The sequence below is a fragment of the Brucella sp. LJL56 genome (assembly GCF_054871705.1).
The window spans coordinates 1712077-1729877 of record NZ_JBTXLQ010000001.1 but is presented as its reverse complement, the minus strand read 5'-3'; the positions used below and the strand labels follow the sequence as shown (position 1 = coordinate 1729877).

The window sequence follows — 17801 nt, the reverse complement described above, 5'->3', positions numbered from 1 at the left end:
AACGCCGATTGGCTGCCTCAAAGTCTAACAGATAAAATCGCCAGATGAAGGAAGGTTGCGCCGAAATGAGTCAAAGTTTGGCAAACAGCCGGAAAAGTCCTTCTTCATCCGGATGGTCTGCAACAAGAGCTTTTGCCCGCCATAATGGCGGCAATCGCTGGGCCACGCGGGCTGAAATGCACAAAAACCGCGTTTTCTCGTCAAAAGGCGGCTCGATCTCGCGCATTGCTTCGATGAAGCTCGTCGCAGCGACACCGGAATAAAGCATGACCGCGACAAAAGGCGCGCCATGAAGCACGTCCAGAAGTGCTGGCGCAGAATAAGGAATCATCTCCGTGTCATAGACATCGGCGACGTGCATATCGAGCCTAGCGGCCCGCATCTCGTCTTCGAACACCGGTTGGCGTACCCGCCCGGCGAGATAAAGAACACGAGATTGTTGGGGAAGATCGCGCCGCATCGTTGCAGCAAGACGAACCGCGTCGCCGCCGCCGTCGATCACCCGGCTGAATCCGGCCTTCCGCGCCGCCTGCGCTGTTCCCTGCCCTACGGCAAAAAGCGGCAGGTCTAGAAACGGCATCAGTCGTTCCATGTCGATGTGGTGAAAGGCATTGGCGCTCGTCACCGTTAAAGCCGCAAACAAGCCCTCGGGCATAGCAAAGGAAAGCGCAACGGTCCGACTCAGCGGAAGCAGAACCGGCTCATACCCCCTCGACACCAGTTTTACGGCGGTCTGCGAGCCAGCCAGTTGTGGCCGCGTCACCAGAACACGGCCGACAGATGCGACTTGTACCCGCGCCGCCAAATCTACTCCCAGCCCTCGAAGAATTGGGGACCGGCCGTCACACGCAGATGCTCTGCGGCTTCCGTACCAAGTGCGGCAGCATTCGATGCTGGACCTTCCGTCCTTATCTCGTGCGCTTCAGACCCGTCCGGCTTCAAAATCATGCCGTGGAACGAAACCGTGTCACCGTTCACGGTTGCAAGACCGGCAATCGGCGTGCGGCAGGAGCCGTCTAGGGCGGCCAGAAATGCCCGTTCACAGGCAAGAGCTATGCCTGTTTCGCGATGCGCAAGGGGGGCCAGCAGCGCATCGATGCGTGTATCGCCGATACGGGTTTCTATGCCGATGGCACCCTGTCCGGGCGCAGGCGGGAAGCTTTCCGGATCGGCCAGATCAGTAATGACATCGCCAAGCCCCAGACGCCGCAACCCCGCACAGGCGAGAAACGTCCCGTCGACTTCTCCAGCTTCCAGCTTGCGCAGGCGGGTATCGACATTGCCGCGGAAAATCACCACTTGAATGTCGGGGCGAAGACGGCGGATCAAAGCCTGACGACGCAGCGATGACGATCCGACTATCGCGCCCTGCGGCAGATCGAGAAGGCGCGAAGCCGTGCGACCGATAAAGGCATCGCGGGGATCTTCGCGCTCAAGGAAAACGGAAAGATGAAGTCCATCAGGCAGAACCGTCGGCATATCCTTGGTCGAATGGACCGCAAGATCGATTCGCCCTTCCGTCAGCGCCTGCTCGATTTCTTCGGTAAAAAGTCCCTTGCCGCCGATCTCGGAAAGCGCGCGGTCCTGAATGCGGTCGCCCGCCGTCGACATGGGAATGATTTCGATGGCTTCTTCCGGCAGACCATGCGCCTCCATCAGGCGGCGACGCGTCTCGTAAGCCTGGGCGAGAGCAAGCTTGCTGCCCCGCGTGCCTATCTTCAACGTGCCATTCTTCAAGGATGCTGTTTGCATATTGCGCCGTCCATGGTACCGGATTTTTCAATGAATTATGAGACAGGCAGGGTCTAACCGCAAATGCGCATTCTTGGAATAGAAACAAGTTGCGACGAAACAGCCGCCGCAATCGTCGAACGTGACGATCGGGGCGAAGGACGGATTCTGTCAAATGTGGTTCTGAGCCAGATCGCCGAGCATGAACCCTATGGCGGCGTGGTGCCCGAGATTGCCGCACGCGCCCATGTCGAAGCGCTGGACCGGCTGATTGCACGCGCGCTAGATGACGCCAACATGAAACTTGCCGATGTCGATGCGGTGGCAGCCACGGCAGGGCCGGGACTGATCGGCGGGCTGATCGTCGGGCTCATGACTGCCAAAGCGCTGGCCATGGCTGCACAGAAACCGTTTTACGCCGTCAACCATCTGGAAGGCCATGCATTGACGGCGCGTCTGACCGACGGCCTGCCATTTCCCTATCTGCTCCTGCTCGTTTCCGGCGGTCATACGCAGATGGTGCTGGTACGCGGCATTGGCGATTACGAGCGGCTCGGCACTACAATCGACGACGCGCTCGGCGAAGCCTTCGACAAGACGGCCAAGCTACTGGGCCTGCCTTATCCAGGCGGTCCGGCGGTCGAACGCATGGCGCTCACGGGCGATCCGAAGCGATTCGCCCTGCCTCGGCCGCTGAAAGGCGAAGCACGACTCGACTTCTCTTTTTCCGGTCTCAAGACGGCGGTGCGCCAGACGGCAACCGAATTGGTTCCGTTGTCGGATCAGGATGTGGCCGATATTTGCGCCTCTTTCCAGGCTGCGGTCGCCGACACGCTGTCCGACCGGGTGGGCCGGTCGCTTGAGCGTTTCAAAAATGAATTTCCCGATTGCGAAACACCGGCGCTTGTCGTTGCCGGTGGGGTCGCGGCCAACAAGACCTTGCGCACAGCCCTCGAAACTCTTTGCGCCCGGCACGGTTTCAGTTTTATCGCCCCGCCGCTCGATCTGTGCACCGACAATGCCGCGATGATCGCCTGGGCCGGTGCCGAACGTGCAGCGACCGAAGCGCCTGATTCGCTTGATCTTGCACCGCGCTCGCGCTGGCCACTTGACGAAAAATCGGCTCCGCTGATCGGAACCGGACGACGTGGAGCCAAGGCATGAACGGAAAGACGAGCAAGATTGCCATTCTGGGTGGCGGTGCCTGGGGCACGGCCCTTGCGGCAATGGCAAGCGGCAGCGGTCATGACACATGGCTTTATGCCCGCGACGAGGTGATGGTCGAAGCCATCAACCAGACACACCGCAATCCACGCTATCTGGGCGAAATCGAACTTCCCGGCGCTATTAATGCAAGCACGGACGCAGCCGCTGTCATCGAGCGAGCGGATGCCGTTCTGGCCGTCATTCCCGCCCAGGCCATGCGCGCCGGACTTTCGGAATTGAGCAGTCTCATCCCCCAAAACGCGCCCGTCGTGCTCTGCGCCAAGGGGATAGAACGCAGTACCGGACGACTGATGTCGGAAGTCATGGCCGAAGTTCTGCCAAACCACCGGATCGCAGCGCTATCCGGTCCCAGTTTTGCAACAGACGTCGCCAGAGGGCTTCCGACCGCCGTGACGGTTGCCTGTGAGGATGCGGTAACCGCCGATCAGCTCGCTGCACTTTTGTCCGGTCCCGCATTCCGCTGCTATTCGACAACCGATCTTAAAGGGGTTGAAATCGGCGGTGCCTTGAAAAATGTTCTTGCCATTGCCGCCGGTGCTGCCGTCGGGCGCGGCTTTGGCGCGAGCGCTCAAGCCGCACTCGTCACGCGCGGATTTGCCGAACTGCGCCGCATTGGTCGGGCCATGGGTGCAAGAGCCGAAACCATCATGGGCCTTTCCGGCCTCGGCGATCTGATGCTGACCTGCTCGTCGTCGCAATCGCGCAATTATTCCTACGGGCTGGCACTCGGACGCGGCGAAGACCTGACCAATCGCCCGCTCGCCGAAGGCGTAGCCACCGCGCCGATTGCCGCTGAATTATGTCGCAAACATGCGATCTCAGCGCCCATCATTGATGCAACAGGTGCGCTGCTCGACGGCACCATCACCATCGACGAAGCCGTGACGGCTCTGCTCAATCGACCACTCAAGACCGAGGACTAGAGCGTGATCCGAAAAGTGGGAACCGGTTTTCGGACAAGATCATGCTCGAACGGAAAGGATAATTGACAATGCTTTTTGCTCTTCTGTGCAACGACAAGCCGGACCATCTGCAAGTGCGCCTCGATACGCGCCCTGCGCATCTCGACTATCTCAAGGGTCTTGGTGATGGGCTGAAGTTCGCAGGCCCCTTTCTCGGTGAAGATGGAAAGCCGAATGGCAGCCTTGTCGTTGTCGAAGCTGCCGACAAAGCCACGGCGGAAAAGATCGCCGCCAATGACCCTTATGCACTCGCGGGTCTTTTCGAGGGCGTGACCGTGCGCCCGTGGAACTGGGCGATCAACAACCCCGCCAACGCTTGAGGCTCATGACTGATGGCTTACTGGCTGTTCAAATCCGAACCGTTCAAATGGTCATGGGAAATGCAGAAAGCCCGTGGCGAAAAAGGCGAGCAGTGGGATGGTGTGCGCAATTATCAGGCGCGCAACAACATGCGTGCCATGAAACTGGGCGACAAAGGCTTCTTCTATCATTCCAATGAAGGGCTGGAAGTCGTCGGCATCGTCGAGGTCTGCGCCCTTTCACATCCTGACAGTACCACGGACGATCCGCGCTGGGACTGCGTGGACATCAGGGCTGTCCGCGACATGCCGAAGCCGGTAACGCTGAAGGATGTGAAGGCCAATCCGAAGCTGGAGAAGATGGCACTCGTCACCTCGATGCGGCTTTCGGTGCAGCCGGTCATGGAAGACGAATGGATCGAAGTCTGCCGCATGGGCGAACTTGATGTCAAAGATATTTGATGCTTGATCCGGCACATAAAAGCGCGCGCGATTTCATTCTGGCCAATACCAGTCTGCAAGCGCCGCCGCATGTGCCGGAAATTCTTTTGCATCTGGCCGATGAAGCACACGACCTCTGGCACAAGACGGAGGAAGAGCTTGCCACGATCGGACTGCCGCCGCCCTTCTGGGCTTTCGCCTGGGCGGGCGGTCAGGGTGTGGCACGCTATATTCTGGATCATCCCGAAACGGTGAAAGATAAGACGGTGCTCGATTTCGCATCGGGTTCCGGCCTTGTCGCCATTGCCGTCATGCAGGCAGGCGCATCAAGCGTACTGGCTTCCGACATCGATCCCTTCGCGCTTCCCGCCATCGAGATCAATGCATCGGCCAATGGCGTATCAGTTGTTCCCTCTCTGGATGATCTCACCGGGCAAGACGGCGGCTGGGACGTGGTTCTGGCAGGCGACGTCTTTTACGAAAAGCCGCTCGCCGAGCGACTTATTCCCTGGTTTTCGAAACTTGCCGAACGCGGCGCCCGTATCGTCGTCGGCGATCCGGGGCGCGCCTATCTGCCCAAGGACCGGCTGCAGCAGCTTGCCGTCTATACTGTGCCCGTCACCCGCGCCCTTGAAGACGCGGAAGTGAAGCGCACGACCGTATGGGCATTTATTTAAGCAAATTTCTTCGCACCCGCCACGCAGATGACGACCACCACTGCCGTCGCAACCATCCCCGTGCTGACTGGTTCCCCCGCAATACCGGCTGCCAGCATAAGGCCAAAAAAAGGCTGGAGAAGCTGCAACTGGCCCACCGTGGCCGCTCCACCCTGCGCAAGACCGCGATACCAGAAGAAAAAGCCGATCAGCATCGAAAACAGCGAGACATAGCCAAGGCTTATCCAGGCTGGCGTACCGATGCCTGCCCATGTCTCCGGGCGTGTTATGACACTCAGCGGCAGCATGACCGGCAGCGAGAACACCAGCGCCCAGCAGATAACCTGCCAGCCGCCGAGCCTGCGCGAAAGTTGCGCGCCTTCCGCATAGCCCAGACCGCAAACGATAACGGCAGCGAGCATCAGCACGTCACCCAGAAGCGTGGATTGGCTTCCCTGTCCATAGGCATAGGAAGCGACGATGAGGCTTCCAACCACTGAAAACAGCCAGAACATTGGGCGCGGATGCTCTCCACCGCGCAGGACAGCGAAGATTGCCGTGGCAAGCGGAAGCAGTCCTATAAAGACAATCGCATGGGCAGATGTCATGTGCTGGAGGGCAAGCCCCGTCAGAAGCGGAAAGCCGACGACCACGCCGAGCGCCACCACGATCAACGAGATCGCATCGTTACGGCGGGGAAAAGGTTCCCGAAACGCCAGCAACAGCGCCAGTCCCAGCACACCTGCAATCGATGCGCGCGCCATCGTCAGGAAAGTCGGATCGATATCGATCACCGCCAGCCGCGTTGCCGGCAGCGAGCCGGAAAAAATCAATACGCCCAAAAACCCGTTGATCCATCCGGCGGTCTTATTCCCAACATTCTCACGCATTGTGTCTTTTCGGCTTTCTCTAAAATCGTATAAGGATTCGTGAGACAATGCCGCGAAACTGCCCGAATAATCAGAGACAGTTTCCGGACAATCCTGACAAACTGTACTGATACAAGGAATAGTACAGATGATCTCGACGGGCCTGCTGCGCAGCCTTGAAGCTGTAGAAGCCGCTTACGCAAGCGGCGAAATCGAGCGCGACGATGAAAACGCCACCGCCGACAGGATGCCGCTTGTTGAAAAGGTGATGGGCATTATTCGCGGACGCATCACCGCGATGAGCCTCGCGCCGGGTGCACGACTGCCCTCTATCCGACGCCTCGCCGAAACGATGAACGTCTCGAAATCCACCGTCGTCGAAGCCTATGACAGGCTGGTGGCGGAAGGCATCATCCAGTCGCGGCGCGGAGCAGGCTTCTATGTTTCGGAACGTGCCCGCCAGCCATTTTCACTCGCCACCAACACGCCACATAAGGAACGCCAGATCGATCCCTTCTGGGTCATGCGGCAATCGCTTGAGGCTGATGACGCCACTCTCAAACCGGGATGCGGGTGGCTGCCTGACGAATGGCTACCGCAGGAAGCGATCCGTCGGGCAATGCGCTTGGTTGCCCGCGACGAGACAAGCAATCTTGCCACCTATGGCGAACCGCTCGGTTTCCGTCCTCTGCGCCAGCATCTCGCTCGCCGGCTCGGCGAACAGGGCATCGACGTTTCGAGCGGAGAAATACTTCTGGCCGATTCAGGCACGCAGGCAATCGACCTGATCTGCCGCTATCTGTTGCAGCCGGGTGATACGGTTCTGGTCGACGATCCCTGCTACTTCAACTTTCAGGCCGTACTTCTGACGCACCGTGTAAAACTGATCGGCGTGCCCTATGCCCATACCGGCCCGGACCTCGAGGCTTTTGCGAGAGCGGCCAGCGGACACGCGCCGAAACTCTATATATCCAATGCCGGACTGCATAACCCGACCGGCGGCTCAATGACGCCAGCCACCGCTCACCGCCTGCTGAAGCTTGCCGAAGCGCATGGCGTCACGCTCGTTGAGGACAATATCTTCGGCGATTTCCACCCCTCCCCCGCACCACTGCTTGCCGAGCTCGATGGGTTTGAGCGCGTCTTACACATCGGCAGCTTCTCCAAGACGCTATCCGCTGCTGCCCGCGTCGGCTATATTGCCGGGCGTCGCGACTGGATCGACGGGCTCACCGACCTGAAACTTGCCACCAGCTTCGGCGGCAATGCATTGTCGCCGCAGATCGTGCACGCACTTCTGACCGACGGTACCTATCGCCGTCATATCGACAGCTTGCGCGCCAAACTGGCCGACGCCATGACGCTGACCGCCAATCGCCTGAAAGCGGAAGGCCTCACGCTGTGGACCGAGCCGCAAGGCGGCATGTTCCTTTGGGCGGAATTGCCGGATGGGCTGGACTCCGGCCAGATTGCCCGGCATGCTCTGGAGAAGGGTGTGCTTCTGGCACCGGGCGATGTCTTCAGCCCATCACGCACAGCAAGCGGCTTTCTCCGCTTCAACGTTGCGCAATCGCTGGAACCCTACATTTTTGCGGTGTTGCGCGATGCAATGAGAGAAGCCCGCGCCAAATAGACATCTGAAAAACTCCCTCAACATTAGCATCCCCGCATCGAAAACAATTTCAAGCAAAAGAGACACAGTCATCCGGACGGCTGCGGTTATACTCCTGCGACGTGTCTTTGGAGGAGACATCGCGCATTTCATCGTCGGTTCGGTGTCGAAAGACATGCCGCCACGACGATCAGCGCAGGGAGAACGGAGAGAGCAGGCGGGCTATGAGCTTGCGCCTGCTGGGAGGAAGTATCATTGAATACGCACCAATCCGGGGCGGATGCGCTTTCGCGTCCCGAAGATGAAAAACTATCAGCAACTGCCAATCTGGCTTATGGCTTCCAGCATGTTCTGACCATGTATGGGGGCATCGTCGCGGTTCCGCTGATCATCGGTCAGGCGGCCGGTCTCAGCCCGACCGAAATCGGCTTGCTGATCACCGCGTCGCTGTTTGCTGGCGGTGTTGCGACCGTCCTGCAAACCATCGGCATCCCCTTCTTCGGCTGCCAGCTACCTCTGGTTCAGGGCGTCTCGTTTTCGGGCGTCGCCACCATGGTAGCCATCGTTACGTCGAGCCAAACCGGGCAAGCAGGTCTGCAGGTCGTGCTCGGAGCCGTCATCACGGCAGCAGTAATCGGCCTTATCATCACGCCGATATTCTCACGCATCACGCGCTTCTTCCCACCGCTCGTCACAGGCATCGTCATCACCACGATCGGTCTGACGCTGATGCCCGTTGCGGCGCGCTGGGCAATGGGCGGAGACAGCAACAGCCCCGAATTCGGCAGCATGGCCAATATCGGGCTTGCCGGCCTCACACTGGTCATCGTCCTCATTCTCAGCAAGATGGGCAATGCCACGATTTCCAGGCTTTCGATCCTGCTCGCCATGATCATCGGAACCTTTATCGCCTGGGCGCTCGGCATGACCGACTTTTCGCGTGTGGGCGAAGGCGCGATGGTGGCCCTGCCGGAAGTTTTCCATTTCGGCATGCCGGTGTTCAGCCTTGCAGCAACGCTCTCGATGTTCATCGTGATCATGGTCACGCTGGTCGAAACTTCCGCCGATATCCTGGCTGTCGGTGAAATCATCGGTACGAAAGTGGATTCGCGTCGTCTGGCCAATGGCCTGCGTGCGGATATGCTTTCAAGCATCCTCTCACCGATTGTCGGCTCTTTCACGCAGAGTGCTTTCGCGCAGAATGTCGGCCTAGTCGCGGTGACGGGTGTGAAAAGCCGCTACGTGGTGGCAACCGGCGGGCTGATCCTCATCACGCTCGGCCTCCTGCCGGTGATGGGCCGGGTGATTGCCTGCGTTCCTCCGGCGGTTCTGGGCGGAGCGGGCATTGTCCTGTTCGGCACGGTGGCCGCAAGCGGCATCCGCACGCTGGCGAAAGTGGATTATGAGAACAATATCAATCTCATCATCGTGGCAACTTCGATCGGCTTTGGCATGATCCCGATCGCCGCGCCCCAGTTCTACCACAACTTCCCGACCTGGTTCGAAACCATCTTCCATTCCGGCATCAGTTCGGCAGCGTTGATGGCCATTGCGCTCAACCTGATGTTCAATGAAATCAAACTGGGCAACAGCAATCAGATGTCAGTCTTTGCGGAAGGCACGGAGCGCATCATCCGCCATCACAACATCTCGGAGCTGCATGACGGAGATTATTTCCTGAACGGAAAGCTCTACGATGCCGATGGCAACGAAGTGAGAGTCGTCGCCGCCGCACACTGAGCGCATCCCGAAAAGTGTGAAACGGTTTTCGGAAAAGGTGCGCATTAAAACAAATACTGAGAGCGCCGATCAGATCGGCGCTCTCAGAAGATTACCTTAAAACACGGATCACAGTCCGATCCGTCAGATGAGGCAAGAGGCGCGCCATGTCGGCGCGCCTCAATGCTATGCAGCCTTCGGTTGGCGTATAGCCGGGTCGCGCCAGATGAAAGAAGATCGCGCTGCCGCATCCACGACGACGTGGCGCGATGTTCCAGTCCATGACAATGCAGACATCATAAAGGTCATCGCGCCGCCACATATCCTCGTGGCTGGCCGCATAAGGCAGCTTTACGGGACGATTATAATTGGCATCGGACGATGCATCACACCAGCCGTCCAGACGGCGGACGCGCCCGAGCGGTAGTCGTGATGAGGGCAACAAACCCTTGTCGCCACGTCGATATCCATAGAGCAGCCGCATGGTTGCCAGCGGCGTCGCCCCATCACCTTCGCGCTTGAAAGCGCTGATCCCCCCCTTGCCAAGAGCGCATTCCAGCACCAGATTGCCGGCAACAAGCAAGCCGCGAGTCTTGTGGCCCGGTTTGGCCCGTACATCGATAACGCCGATTCCCCGGCTGATTTCGTATCTGGCCAAGCTCCCGCCTCCGTGTCATGCATGTTTTAAACCGTTGTCGGCGAGCGCAAAAAACTCTTTCGCGTTTCGCCGCTTCAACTTGTCTCCATTAAATGTCATAAAACACCAAGAGCCATTTAAATCAAAGAGTAACGAGGACAGGCATGACAGGCCGTACAATACTGATTGTGGACGATGACGAAGATCTCCGTTCCATCCTCGTCGAACAGCTCGAGCTGTGCGAAGAATTCCAGATTCTGCAGGAAGACAATGCCACCAAGGGCATCCAGACTGCACGAAACGGCATTGTAGACCTCCTGATCATGGATGTTGGCCTGCCAGATATGGATGGCCGTGAAGCCGTAAAGTTGCTGCGCAAGGGCGGTTTCAAGGCACCGATCATCATGCTCACCGGTCACGATACGGAATCGGATACGATTCTCGGTCTCGAGTCGGGCGCCAATGACTACGTCACTAAGCCATTCAAATTCGCGGTGCTTCTGGCGCGTGTGCGTGCACAGCTTCGCCAGCACGAGCAGAGCGAAGACGCGACGTTCATCGTCGGCCCCTACACATTCAAGCCCGGCCAGAAGCTGCTCATCGACGAGAAGGGCAGCAAGATTCGTCTCACCGAGAAGGAAGCAGCCATCATCAAGTATCTCTATCGCGCCGGCGACAAGGTTATCGGCCGCGATGTGCTCCTTGAAGAAGTATGGGGCTATAATTCGGGTGTGACCACGCACACACTGGAAACCCACGTCTACCGTCTGCGCCAGAAAATAGAAAAAGACCCGTCCAATGCGGCGCTTCTGGTCACAGAAAGCGGGGGATACAAGCTTGTCCCATGATGGACAGCGCCCGATGCAGGTGTATTGACGATCCATGGCGCTCGATGACGATATTCGCATTCTCGGCACGGTAGGCCTGTTCGAGTCTTTCACGCCCGAACAGTTGCGGTTGCTTGCCTTCGGTGCGGAACGTCTCGTTCTCAGAACCGGGCGCGAACTTTTCCGTGAAGGACAAAGTGCCGACTGCGCCTATATCGTCGTTTCCGGGAACATCACCCTGTTTCACGAACAAGACGAAGGGCGGATTGCGATCCGCCCCGTCGGTCCAGGTGCGATGATCGGAGAAATGGCGTTGATCGCACAGACCTCGCGTCTCACCGGTGCGGTCGCCGAAGCGGAAACCGAGGTTATCCGCATCAGCCGTTCGATCTTCCGACGCATCCTCGAGGAATATCCGGAAGTGGCGGCGGCGTTGCATTCCCATATCAGTCGCAATTTGCTGGAACTGATCGGCGAAATCGAAAAAGTCGCGCCGCGCCTTAATGGCGATTAGAGCGCATTCCGAAAAGTGTGAAACGCCTACGCAGGGAAATCAGTTCACTGGACTGATTTCCGATCCTGCTTCGATCGGAAAAGATACGCGTTAAAACAACCAGTTATAGCGCCAGTCTGATTCAATCAGATCGAAACGCGCTCAAATGCATGTCTCCCCAACATGGGACCCGGCTTTAGGATAAAGACATGCTCGGCTTCAAGTCCGAAGCCTCTGCCGGTATCGCTTTGGCTGCCATCGAGCGTCATTCACATGATGCGCAAGCAACAAGGCGTCTTCACTTCAATGAAACCATCAAACATCAAATAACGGTTCAAAATAATGGAAAAGTAATTTCATGTTCATTTAATTCTCTCTCTACTCTAAACAATTTTTGAGAAAAATTGGCGTAATTAAATAGAAATAACTACAATTAGAGAAATTTTCTATATTTTTACAGGATCAAACCAGATATCATATAAAACAGTTTTCAATTGGCTTCTGTTGAGGCCGTGATTATTTGCAAGATCATTATCGCCAATGACACCGAGTCTATCAGAAGCGATTGCCTTTCGTTTTTCTAAGACTTTAAAATGACAGTATGCATTATTAATAAAACTTTCATCTCTATTTATATCGTTGGTATTTCTATTTGGAAAACGCTTCTGAAGAGCTTCAAGATCTGGATTTCCAGGTACTCTTCTGCTACGCTTGGGTCGCGGCCCCTCATCTCCCGACGACTGAGGTCGGGCTTCAACTGGACGTTTGCGTGACGGATTTTCTGCATCCCGGGGCTGCCTTTGTGCGGACCTATTACTTGGCCCTGGCTGTGCTGGATCATCTACTGGCTTGATATATTCCTTAATATCTTCCCAGTCGTGTTTAAGCCCCAATCGAATGGGCTGCCATCCCCTTTAAGGCTCTTAAGTTCCTCATCAATCACCTCGTCTGCGTGTTCCTGTTCAGATTCTGAAATGAACTGATCTAGCCTTTCATAAGTAAGGACGAAGTTATTATTAACTGCGTCTTGCGCTCCTCCGGCTGCGACTGCTCGGGCGCCAGCGTTAGCTCCTGCGGCGGCGGCATCCGCTGCGACTTTTCCACCGGCTGCGGCGGCAGCCCCAGCCGCTGCTTCTGCGCCAGCGGCTCCAGCCACTTCTGCTCCCATTGCAACTTCGCCAGTTCCGGGGACAGCATCCATCCCTATGGGCCCGCATCCATAAGGAATCTCCGAACCTGCTAATGCCCTGTTGGATCGGTATTGTTGATCGGATCGCCTTCACAATAGGCATAGGGATTTATGCCGCCGGCACCGAAAGGGCTGAGGGTGTCAGGTGATGTGAAGCGGCGCAGGGACGGTTTATAGAGGCGGTATCCGTTTCCGAGCTGATAGCCGCCAAGCAGGTTGCTTTTGCGCTCGCCATTATAGCCGAGGATGACAGGTGACTGCCCTTCCTGCGTTGTCTGCTGGCCGTATGGCCCATAAGCCACATCATAGTGTTGCTGCGCGCCGTCAGGACTATCAGCACTGAGGATGGAGCCGTCGAGACCGGCACCGTTCAGCCAGACCGTATTGGCGTTATCGACCTGCCCAATGGCACCGGAAGGGCCATAGACAAGACGGTTTGTATTGTTGCCCTGTCTTTGGGCGGCAAGTGTCGTGCCGTTGTAGAATAGGGTGGTGCCGCTTTCGTTGACGACGCGTCGAAGCGCATCATACTGAAATGTTTTCGGAACATCAGTGGAGCCCTGCGTTTGAAATCCACAAATATAGCCGCAATTAATCCCCTGATCATAACTCATCACTGAACCGTTCTCGTCACTTTGCAGGCAGCCATACCCATCATAAGTCAGGTCAATCTGGCTACCGAGGGTGATGTTGCTGTGATTTATAGTGACGAGCTGGGTGATGTCCGTGGTGTCATATGTGAAGGTCGCAATATCCTGGCCATTTTTAAAGGTCGTGGTAACCTTCAGAATATTGTTGAAGGCATCGTAACCTGGATCACCAGCAGAGCCATAAGCCTCGCCAGTAATTATATTGTTCTTGTCATCTCTGATCCAGTCCAGATCAGTCGGATTCTGGACATTGTAGCTGCTCAGACGATTGCGTTTGTCGTAGGCATAGTTCTCAATACGGGTGGTTGTAAGATTCTCGGGCGGTGTGGAAACCGAACCGCGCTTGAGAGTTCGCCTGCTGATCTGGTGGTTTTTAGAATAGTCCTGCTGAACGAGCATTCGCTGGCCCGTACGCGAGCTGTCCATAGTACGGGTAAATTCCCGATCCACGCCATCCCATATCAGACTTGTGATGAGCGTTTCGGCAGAAAGGCTGTCAGTTGTGGTCCAGCTCTGTGTGCGACCGAGATTGTCATAGGAAAGACTCAGCCGGACATAGCCGCCATCGTTCACGGTCGTCGGTCGGCCATAGACGTCGGCCTCCGTCACCTCCCATGTCTGACTCGTAATATCGGTGTAGCTCCAGGCTTTACCGGCAACCGTATGCTTGTGTGATGCCGTCGATCCATCGTTAAAGGTCTCTGTCAGCAGGCGCCCGGCAAGATCGTAGGAGTTTGTGATGGTATTTGATAGGGCGTTGACCGTGCTCACGGTATTCAAAAGTCGACCGACCTGTGTCTGATCCGTCTTTTTGGAATAGGAAAACACCGCCGTGTCGGTAGCTTTGCCGCCCACCATCAGGCTTTTTGAAGCAATCTTCCCTCCAAGGGCTGCCTCATATAGAAACTGAACCGTTGTTCCGTAAGGCGTGGTAACCTGGAAAGGTGCGGTCAGACTGCCAGAAGCTGCATCATAAATAGCGGTCGTGACACGCCCGCCCACGGTCTGTTTTGTCACGCGCCCCAAGCTATCAACTTCACGGGTGCCCATGGATGTGCCGTTCACCTGGATATCAGTTACAGTCGAGGATGCGCTATCGCGACTGTAGAGACGCGTTACAACGGTGCTTCCGTCACCCTTCTGGTTAGGCACAATGGGCAAGGTCGTCGTGGTGACGCGCCCAAAAACGTCATAGTCGAATGTCGTGTCGCGCGCCAGCTCATCCGTGGTTTTACGCAACTGCTTCCAGCCGTCATAGTTCTGGGTTACGGTACTATACAGTCCGCCGCTATTGCTGGGCGCTGTTGTTGAATTGAAGAGCTCTATGCTGGCGGAACAGGTGGCGACATTCGCGGACAAAACGGTTCTTGCGGTTTCAGCAGAAGCATCAGCGCTCTGGCTGTAGGCCGTTTTTGTCAGGGCGATCGGATCGATGCTATTATAGCGCCGAATACCTTCCGCATCCGTCACATAATCGACCCGGCCCCAGTTATCATAATGCCGCGTCGACGTCACCGTACTGTAAGCGCCGATGATATCGGCTTTCGTTTCATCCTTATAGTCATAGCTTGTTGAGGCACTCAGTCGACCGGAGCAGTCATATTGTCGGCTCTGCATCGTTTGCCAGATCGCGCCAGCCGTCCCCAGCTTGACCGTGCCTGTCAGAGCCCGGCCGAGCCCGTCAAAGGTTGTTTTCGCCTGATTACCCAACCTGTCTGTAGCAGTGATCAAGTAGGATGTCGTGGCAGCGGTGCCAAAGACATAACTTAGAGTGTACTCGTCTTCATAGTCGGTTCCAACAGCGGTCGTTTCCGATACTACCCGCCCAAGCGCATCATATGTCGCCTGGATCACGATGCCCACTTCATCAACGCGCTCCTTGATCCGACCGGTAAAGCGCGAACTCGTCTGGCTCGACGAAGTCGAAAGGCTGTCCCATGTTGTAACGGTTGTGGTTGTCTTCAGGTCATTGTTGCTATTGACCAGTTCGATCTGTGTATTGGTAGTGGTCTCAAAGCTTGCAGCCGTCTTCGGATCAGTTGAATCGATCACCACACCGTCATTTGGATAATGCGTGTCGATGGTCTGGAGCAATTGGCCGAACTCGCGCATGTCGGTTCCGGCCAGAACAGCGTCCTTGTCCGCATAAGTATAAGTGGTTTTTTCCAGCAGCGTCTCGCCATTATCATAGATCCGCTGTTCGGACTTCAACACCGCATAAGCGCTATTGTAATCGGGATCGGTGGACGAAAGCAGTTGCTTCACCGCATCCGGCAGGTCGTATTGGGTATAGGCGTACCGGATTTCTTTCGGCTGTTCATCGCCGTGGAACTGGTGCGGTGTGAAGGTTTTGCTCTTCACAAACCGTGGAATTTTGTTCCCTTTATTATAGCTGTTTGGATCAGCCGGACAGCCAAACCCTGTGTTCGGATCATAAGACGTGCCCGTTTCAGCAGGATAATATTCATAGGTGAGCGTACCAATCGCCGTTTCTGTGCCTGCCGCGTCGGTATAGGTACCGCTTCGTTCCAGGATATTGCCGTAGTTGTCATACGTAAAATTCTGAGCGGCCTCGCTCGTGGACACAACCGCCCCGGTCACCGGGTCGGTCCGGCTCCAGATTATGGTCTTCGTTTTGGGGCACTGGAAATTCGCAGGCTGAGCCTCGAAACCGCTGCCCGGCAAGGAACCATACTTCGTGCGCCGGGTGACCGAGCAATCGCTTGTCGTGCTCTTTTGTTCAACGAGCTGGTGAAAGCAATTATAGGTACGCCCGATCCGCGTCTCTTCGCCGTTGTCATCGACATGGGTTTCCAGCGTATGGTAGCGATAGGTGCTGTCTGCGCAATTATAAAGCGCATCCAATGTCGGATTGCGGGCATAAATGCCCGGCGCTGCGTGGCCGAGAAAATTATGGCTGTTGATGACCTCATAATCATAGGTCGTCGTGATCATGGGCTGACTATCACCCGGAACGCGGGTAAATTCCCTCACGTAGGGATAAAGGCTTGACGACATATCGGGGCGTGCGCTGCTGAAACGATGTCCGCGGCTCCTGGAATATTTCACATATTCGTAAAGCCCACCCGGGTAAGTGATGCTGGAGGCCACCTGTCCCCAAGGACCGATACTATTCAGATTCGTGTAACCGATATTCCATTCCAGATCGTCCGCTGCATCGCAGGTAATCCTGGTCAAATGGTGACTGTCGCCAAAGAACAGATAGACATTGTATCCTTCAGGGTCGTCCGAGCCGGCGGTCGCGATCTGACGGTCGGGCAGAACCGCAATCCGAGTGGCCAGGTTTTGCTCATCCGGGTAGTCGACACTGACCAGGGTGCTACCGTTCTCATCGACAATCGACACGAGACGGAACTGGTTATCCGCGAACGCCCAGTTGAGCGTAACAAAGTGACCACTTGCCGATACGATCGTGTCGGGAACCTTCAAACTGCTCAGAACCTCGGGCGCGGTGAGCAGCTCAAAACTGCCGTCCTTATAGAGCGTTTTATAATAGTGTTGCGGGATCTTGGAGACAGAGACCTGGCGCAGCTTTGCGTCGATCAGGGATAGAGTTTCGTCGCTTTCCAGAACCTTATAAGTCGAGCCGCCTCCAAGCGACAGCAGGGTGGATCGCTGATCGTAGGTGGTAAAGCCAAACCCGAAACCGACACCGAAACCAAGATTGGCCTGTGTCATCGGCGAGTATCTGAGATCAAGTGGAATCTTTGGTCCAAGCCCATTATTGGCCATCAGCGACCCAAGACTGATCTTGATTGTAAATTGTCCGGTGCGTGGATCCACGTCACCCTTAATCGCGCCGACAAAATCCGTGGCCTTTGTATAAATTTGAGAATATACATTCATTAAAATAACTCCGCGATCTAGAGCGCATCCGTTTATCTTGGATCATAACCGCAGTCGGCAAAGTAATTTACGCACTCAGTTGATTCGAACAGTATTACGACTTGGCCGACGGCATTTCACAGGACCTGGACAGTGCACTCGGCTTTTGCACGCAGATACCGCAATTGAGCACCTGCCGCCTCGATTGCTTCCTTGATGCCCGCAACCTTGTGGGCGGACAGGTTATCCATGATGATAATGTCACTGAGTGTCAGGGTCGGCACGAGAACCTGATTGACATAGGCACGAAAAGCATCGGTGTTCATCACGCCTTCAAGCACCATCGGTGCCGTCAAGCCTGACAGACGAAGCGCACCGGAGAATCTGGTTGTTTTCCAATGATCATGTGGAAATGCCTGCTTGGTTCTTTCGTCGCGTTGAGACTATCCACAGAGCCTTGCGACCTTCGTGTTCAGGCCGTTCGACGGGCAATCGATTCACTGGATCGATTGCTTGTCCGCCTCACCATCAATAAAAACGAGGCGTGCGGGATCAAGGTCACGCCGACTTTTGAACCCATCTTCACCTCAGCTCATCAGACCTGGCTGTTCCTGCTCCAATGCATGTGCGGTCTTTTTCCTAG

Annotated in this window: 17 protein-coding genes and 1 pseudogene; 10 read left to right on the top strand and 8 right to left on the bottom strand. The window is 56.2% G+C overall.

The annotated features are described in order from the left end of the window. Nucleotides 1–70: 70 nt before the first annotated feature. Entirely contained in the window at nt 71–805 is a 735-nt protein-coding gene (locus ACYSN1_RS08305; protein WP_461725180.1) for a uroporphyrinogen-III synthase, read from the bottom strand. A gap of 2 nt (nt 806–807) precedes the next feature. After that, a complete protein-coding gene (gene hemC / locus ACYSN1_RS08300) occupies nt 808–1752 on the bottom strand; it encodes a hydroxymethylbilane synthase (protein ID WP_461725179.1) in 945 nt (314 codons plus the stop codon). A 63-nt stretch (nt 1753–1815) separates the two neighbouring features. Here hemC and tsaD point away from each other — a divergent pair, with 63 nt between their 5' ends. From tsaD to ACYSN1_RS08275, 5 genes are all read left to right on the top strand, one after another. After that, a complete protein-coding gene (gene tsaD / locus ACYSN1_RS08295) occupies nt 1816–2895 on the top strand; it encodes a tRNA (adenosine(37)-N6)-threonylcarbamoyltransferase complex transferase subunit TsaD (RefSeq protein WP_461725178.1) in 1080 nt (359 codons plus the stop codon). After that, on the top strand, nt 2892–3881 hold the full coding sequence (locus ACYSN1_RS08290; RefSeq protein WP_461725177.1) for an NAD(P)H-dependent glycerol-3-phosphate dehydrogenase: 990 nt from the start codon (nt 2892–2894) through the stop codon (nt 3879–3881). The genes tsaD and ACYSN1_RS08290 overlap by 4 nt, the downstream gene beginning before the upstream one ends. 68 nt (nt 3882–3949) lie before the next feature. After that, nucleotides 3950–4240: a YciI-like protein gene (locus ACYSN1_RS08285; protein WP_461725176.1), complete on the top strand. Its 291-nt coding sequence runs from the start codon at nt 3950–3952 to the stop codon at nt 4238–4240. Nucleotides 4241–4252: 12 nt separating this feature from the next. Then, entirely contained in the window at nt 4253–4681 is a 429-nt protein-coding gene (locus ACYSN1_RS08280) for an EVE domain-containing protein (protein ID WP_461725175.1), read from the top strand. After that, complete coding sequence (locus tag ACYSN1_RS08275; RefSeq protein WP_461725174.1) at nt 4681–5337, top strand: class I SAM-dependent methyltransferase; 657 nt, start codon at nt 4681–4683, stop codon at nt 5335–5337. Before ACYSN1_RS08280 ends, ACYSN1_RS08275 begins: the two co-directional genes overlap by 1 nt. Here ACYSN1_RS08275 and ACYSN1_RS08270 read toward each other — a convergent pair. Next, nucleotides 5334–6206: a DMT family transporter gene (locus tag ACYSN1_RS08270; RefSeq protein ID WP_461725173.1), complete on the bottom strand. Its 873-nt coding sequence runs from the start codon at nt 6204–6206 to the stop codon at nt 5334–5336. The two genes, ACYSN1_RS08275 and ACYSN1_RS08270, sit on opposite strands and share 4 nt — an antisense overlap. A 127-nt stretch (nt 6207–6333) precedes the next feature. On the opposite strand from ACYSN1_RS08270, the gene ACYSN1_RS08265 reads away from it, so the two are divergent. Both ACYSN1_RS08265 and ACYSN1_RS08260 read left to right on the top strand, forming a co-directional pair. Next, complete coding sequence (locus ACYSN1_RS08265) at nt 6334–7818, top strand: aminotransferase-like domain-containing protein (RefSeq protein ID WP_461725172.1); 1485 nt, start codon at nt 6334–6336, stop codon at nt 7816–7818. A 234-nt stretch (nt 7819–8052) separates the two neighbouring features. After that, on the top strand, nt 8053–9537 hold the full coding sequence (locus ACYSN1_RS08260; protein ID WP_461725171.1) for a nucleobase:cation symporter-2 family protein: 1485 nt from the start codon (nt 8053–8055) through the stop codon (nt 9535–9537). Nucleotides 9538–9628: 91 nt separating this feature from the next. Here the strand turns inward: ACYSN1_RS08260 and ACYSN1_RS08255 are convergent, their stop codons facing one another. Beyond that, nucleotides 9629–10174, bottom strand: a complete 546-nt coding sequence (locus ACYSN1_RS08255; protein WP_461725170.1) for a L,D-transpeptidase family protein — start codon at nt 10172–10174, stop codon at nt 9629–9631. Nucleotides 10175–10317: 143 nt separating this feature from the next. Between ACYSN1_RS08255 and ACYSN1_RS08250 the strand changes: the two genes are divergently transcribed. The 3 genes from ACYSN1_RS08250 (at nt 10318) to ACYSN1_RS08240 (ending at nt 11871) form a co-directional block, all read left to right on the top strand. Continuing rightward, nucleotides 10318–11001 carry a response regulator transcription factor gene (locus ACYSN1_RS08250; RefSeq protein WP_006467959.1) on the top strand — a complete coding sequence of 228 codons (684 nt, stop codon included), beginning with the start codon at nt 10318–10320 and terminating at the stop codon, nt 10999–11001. 34 nt (nt 11002–11035) lie between these two features. Then, a complete protein-coding gene (locus ACYSN1_RS08245) occupies nt 11036–11494 on the top strand; it encodes a cyclic nucleotide-binding domain-containing protein (protein WP_461725169.1) in 459 nt (152 codons plus the stop codon). Nucleotides 11495–11682: 188 nt separating this feature from the next. After that, nucleotides 11683–11871 (top strand): hypothetical protein, encoded by a 189-nt coding sequence (locus tag ACYSN1_RS08240; protein ID WP_461725168.1) that lies wholly within the window; start codon nt 11683–11685, stop codon nt 11869–11871. A gap of 48 nt (nt 11872–11919) precedes the next feature. On the opposite strand, the gene ACYSN1_RS08235 is transcribed toward ACYSN1_RS08240, so the two are convergent. The 4 genes and pseudogenes from ACYSN1_RS08235 to ACYSN1_RS08220 form a co-directional block, all read right to left on the bottom strand. Continuing rightward, entirely contained in the window at nt 11920–12366 is a 447-nt protein-coding gene (locus ACYSN1_RS08235) for a hypothetical protein (protein ID WP_461725167.1), read from the bottom strand. Between the two features lie 91 nt (nt 12367–12457). Further along, complete coding sequence (locus ACYSN1_RS08230; RefSeq protein ID WP_461725166.1) at nt 12458–12670, bottom strand: hypothetical protein; 213 nt, start codon at nt 12668–12670, stop codon at nt 12458–12460. Nucleotides 12671–12712: 42 nt separating this feature from the next. After that, complete coding sequence (locus tag ACYSN1_RS08225) at nt 12713–17179, bottom strand: RHS repeat-associated core domain-containing protein (protein WP_461725165.1); 4467 nt, start codon at nt 17177–17179, stop codon at nt 12713–12715. Between the two features lie 32 nt (nt 17180–17211). Then, nucleotides 17212–17799, bottom strand: a pseudogene (locus tag ACYSN1_RS08220) (transposase); the annotation flags it as partial. Nucleotides 17800–17801 lie beyond the last annotated feature (2 nt).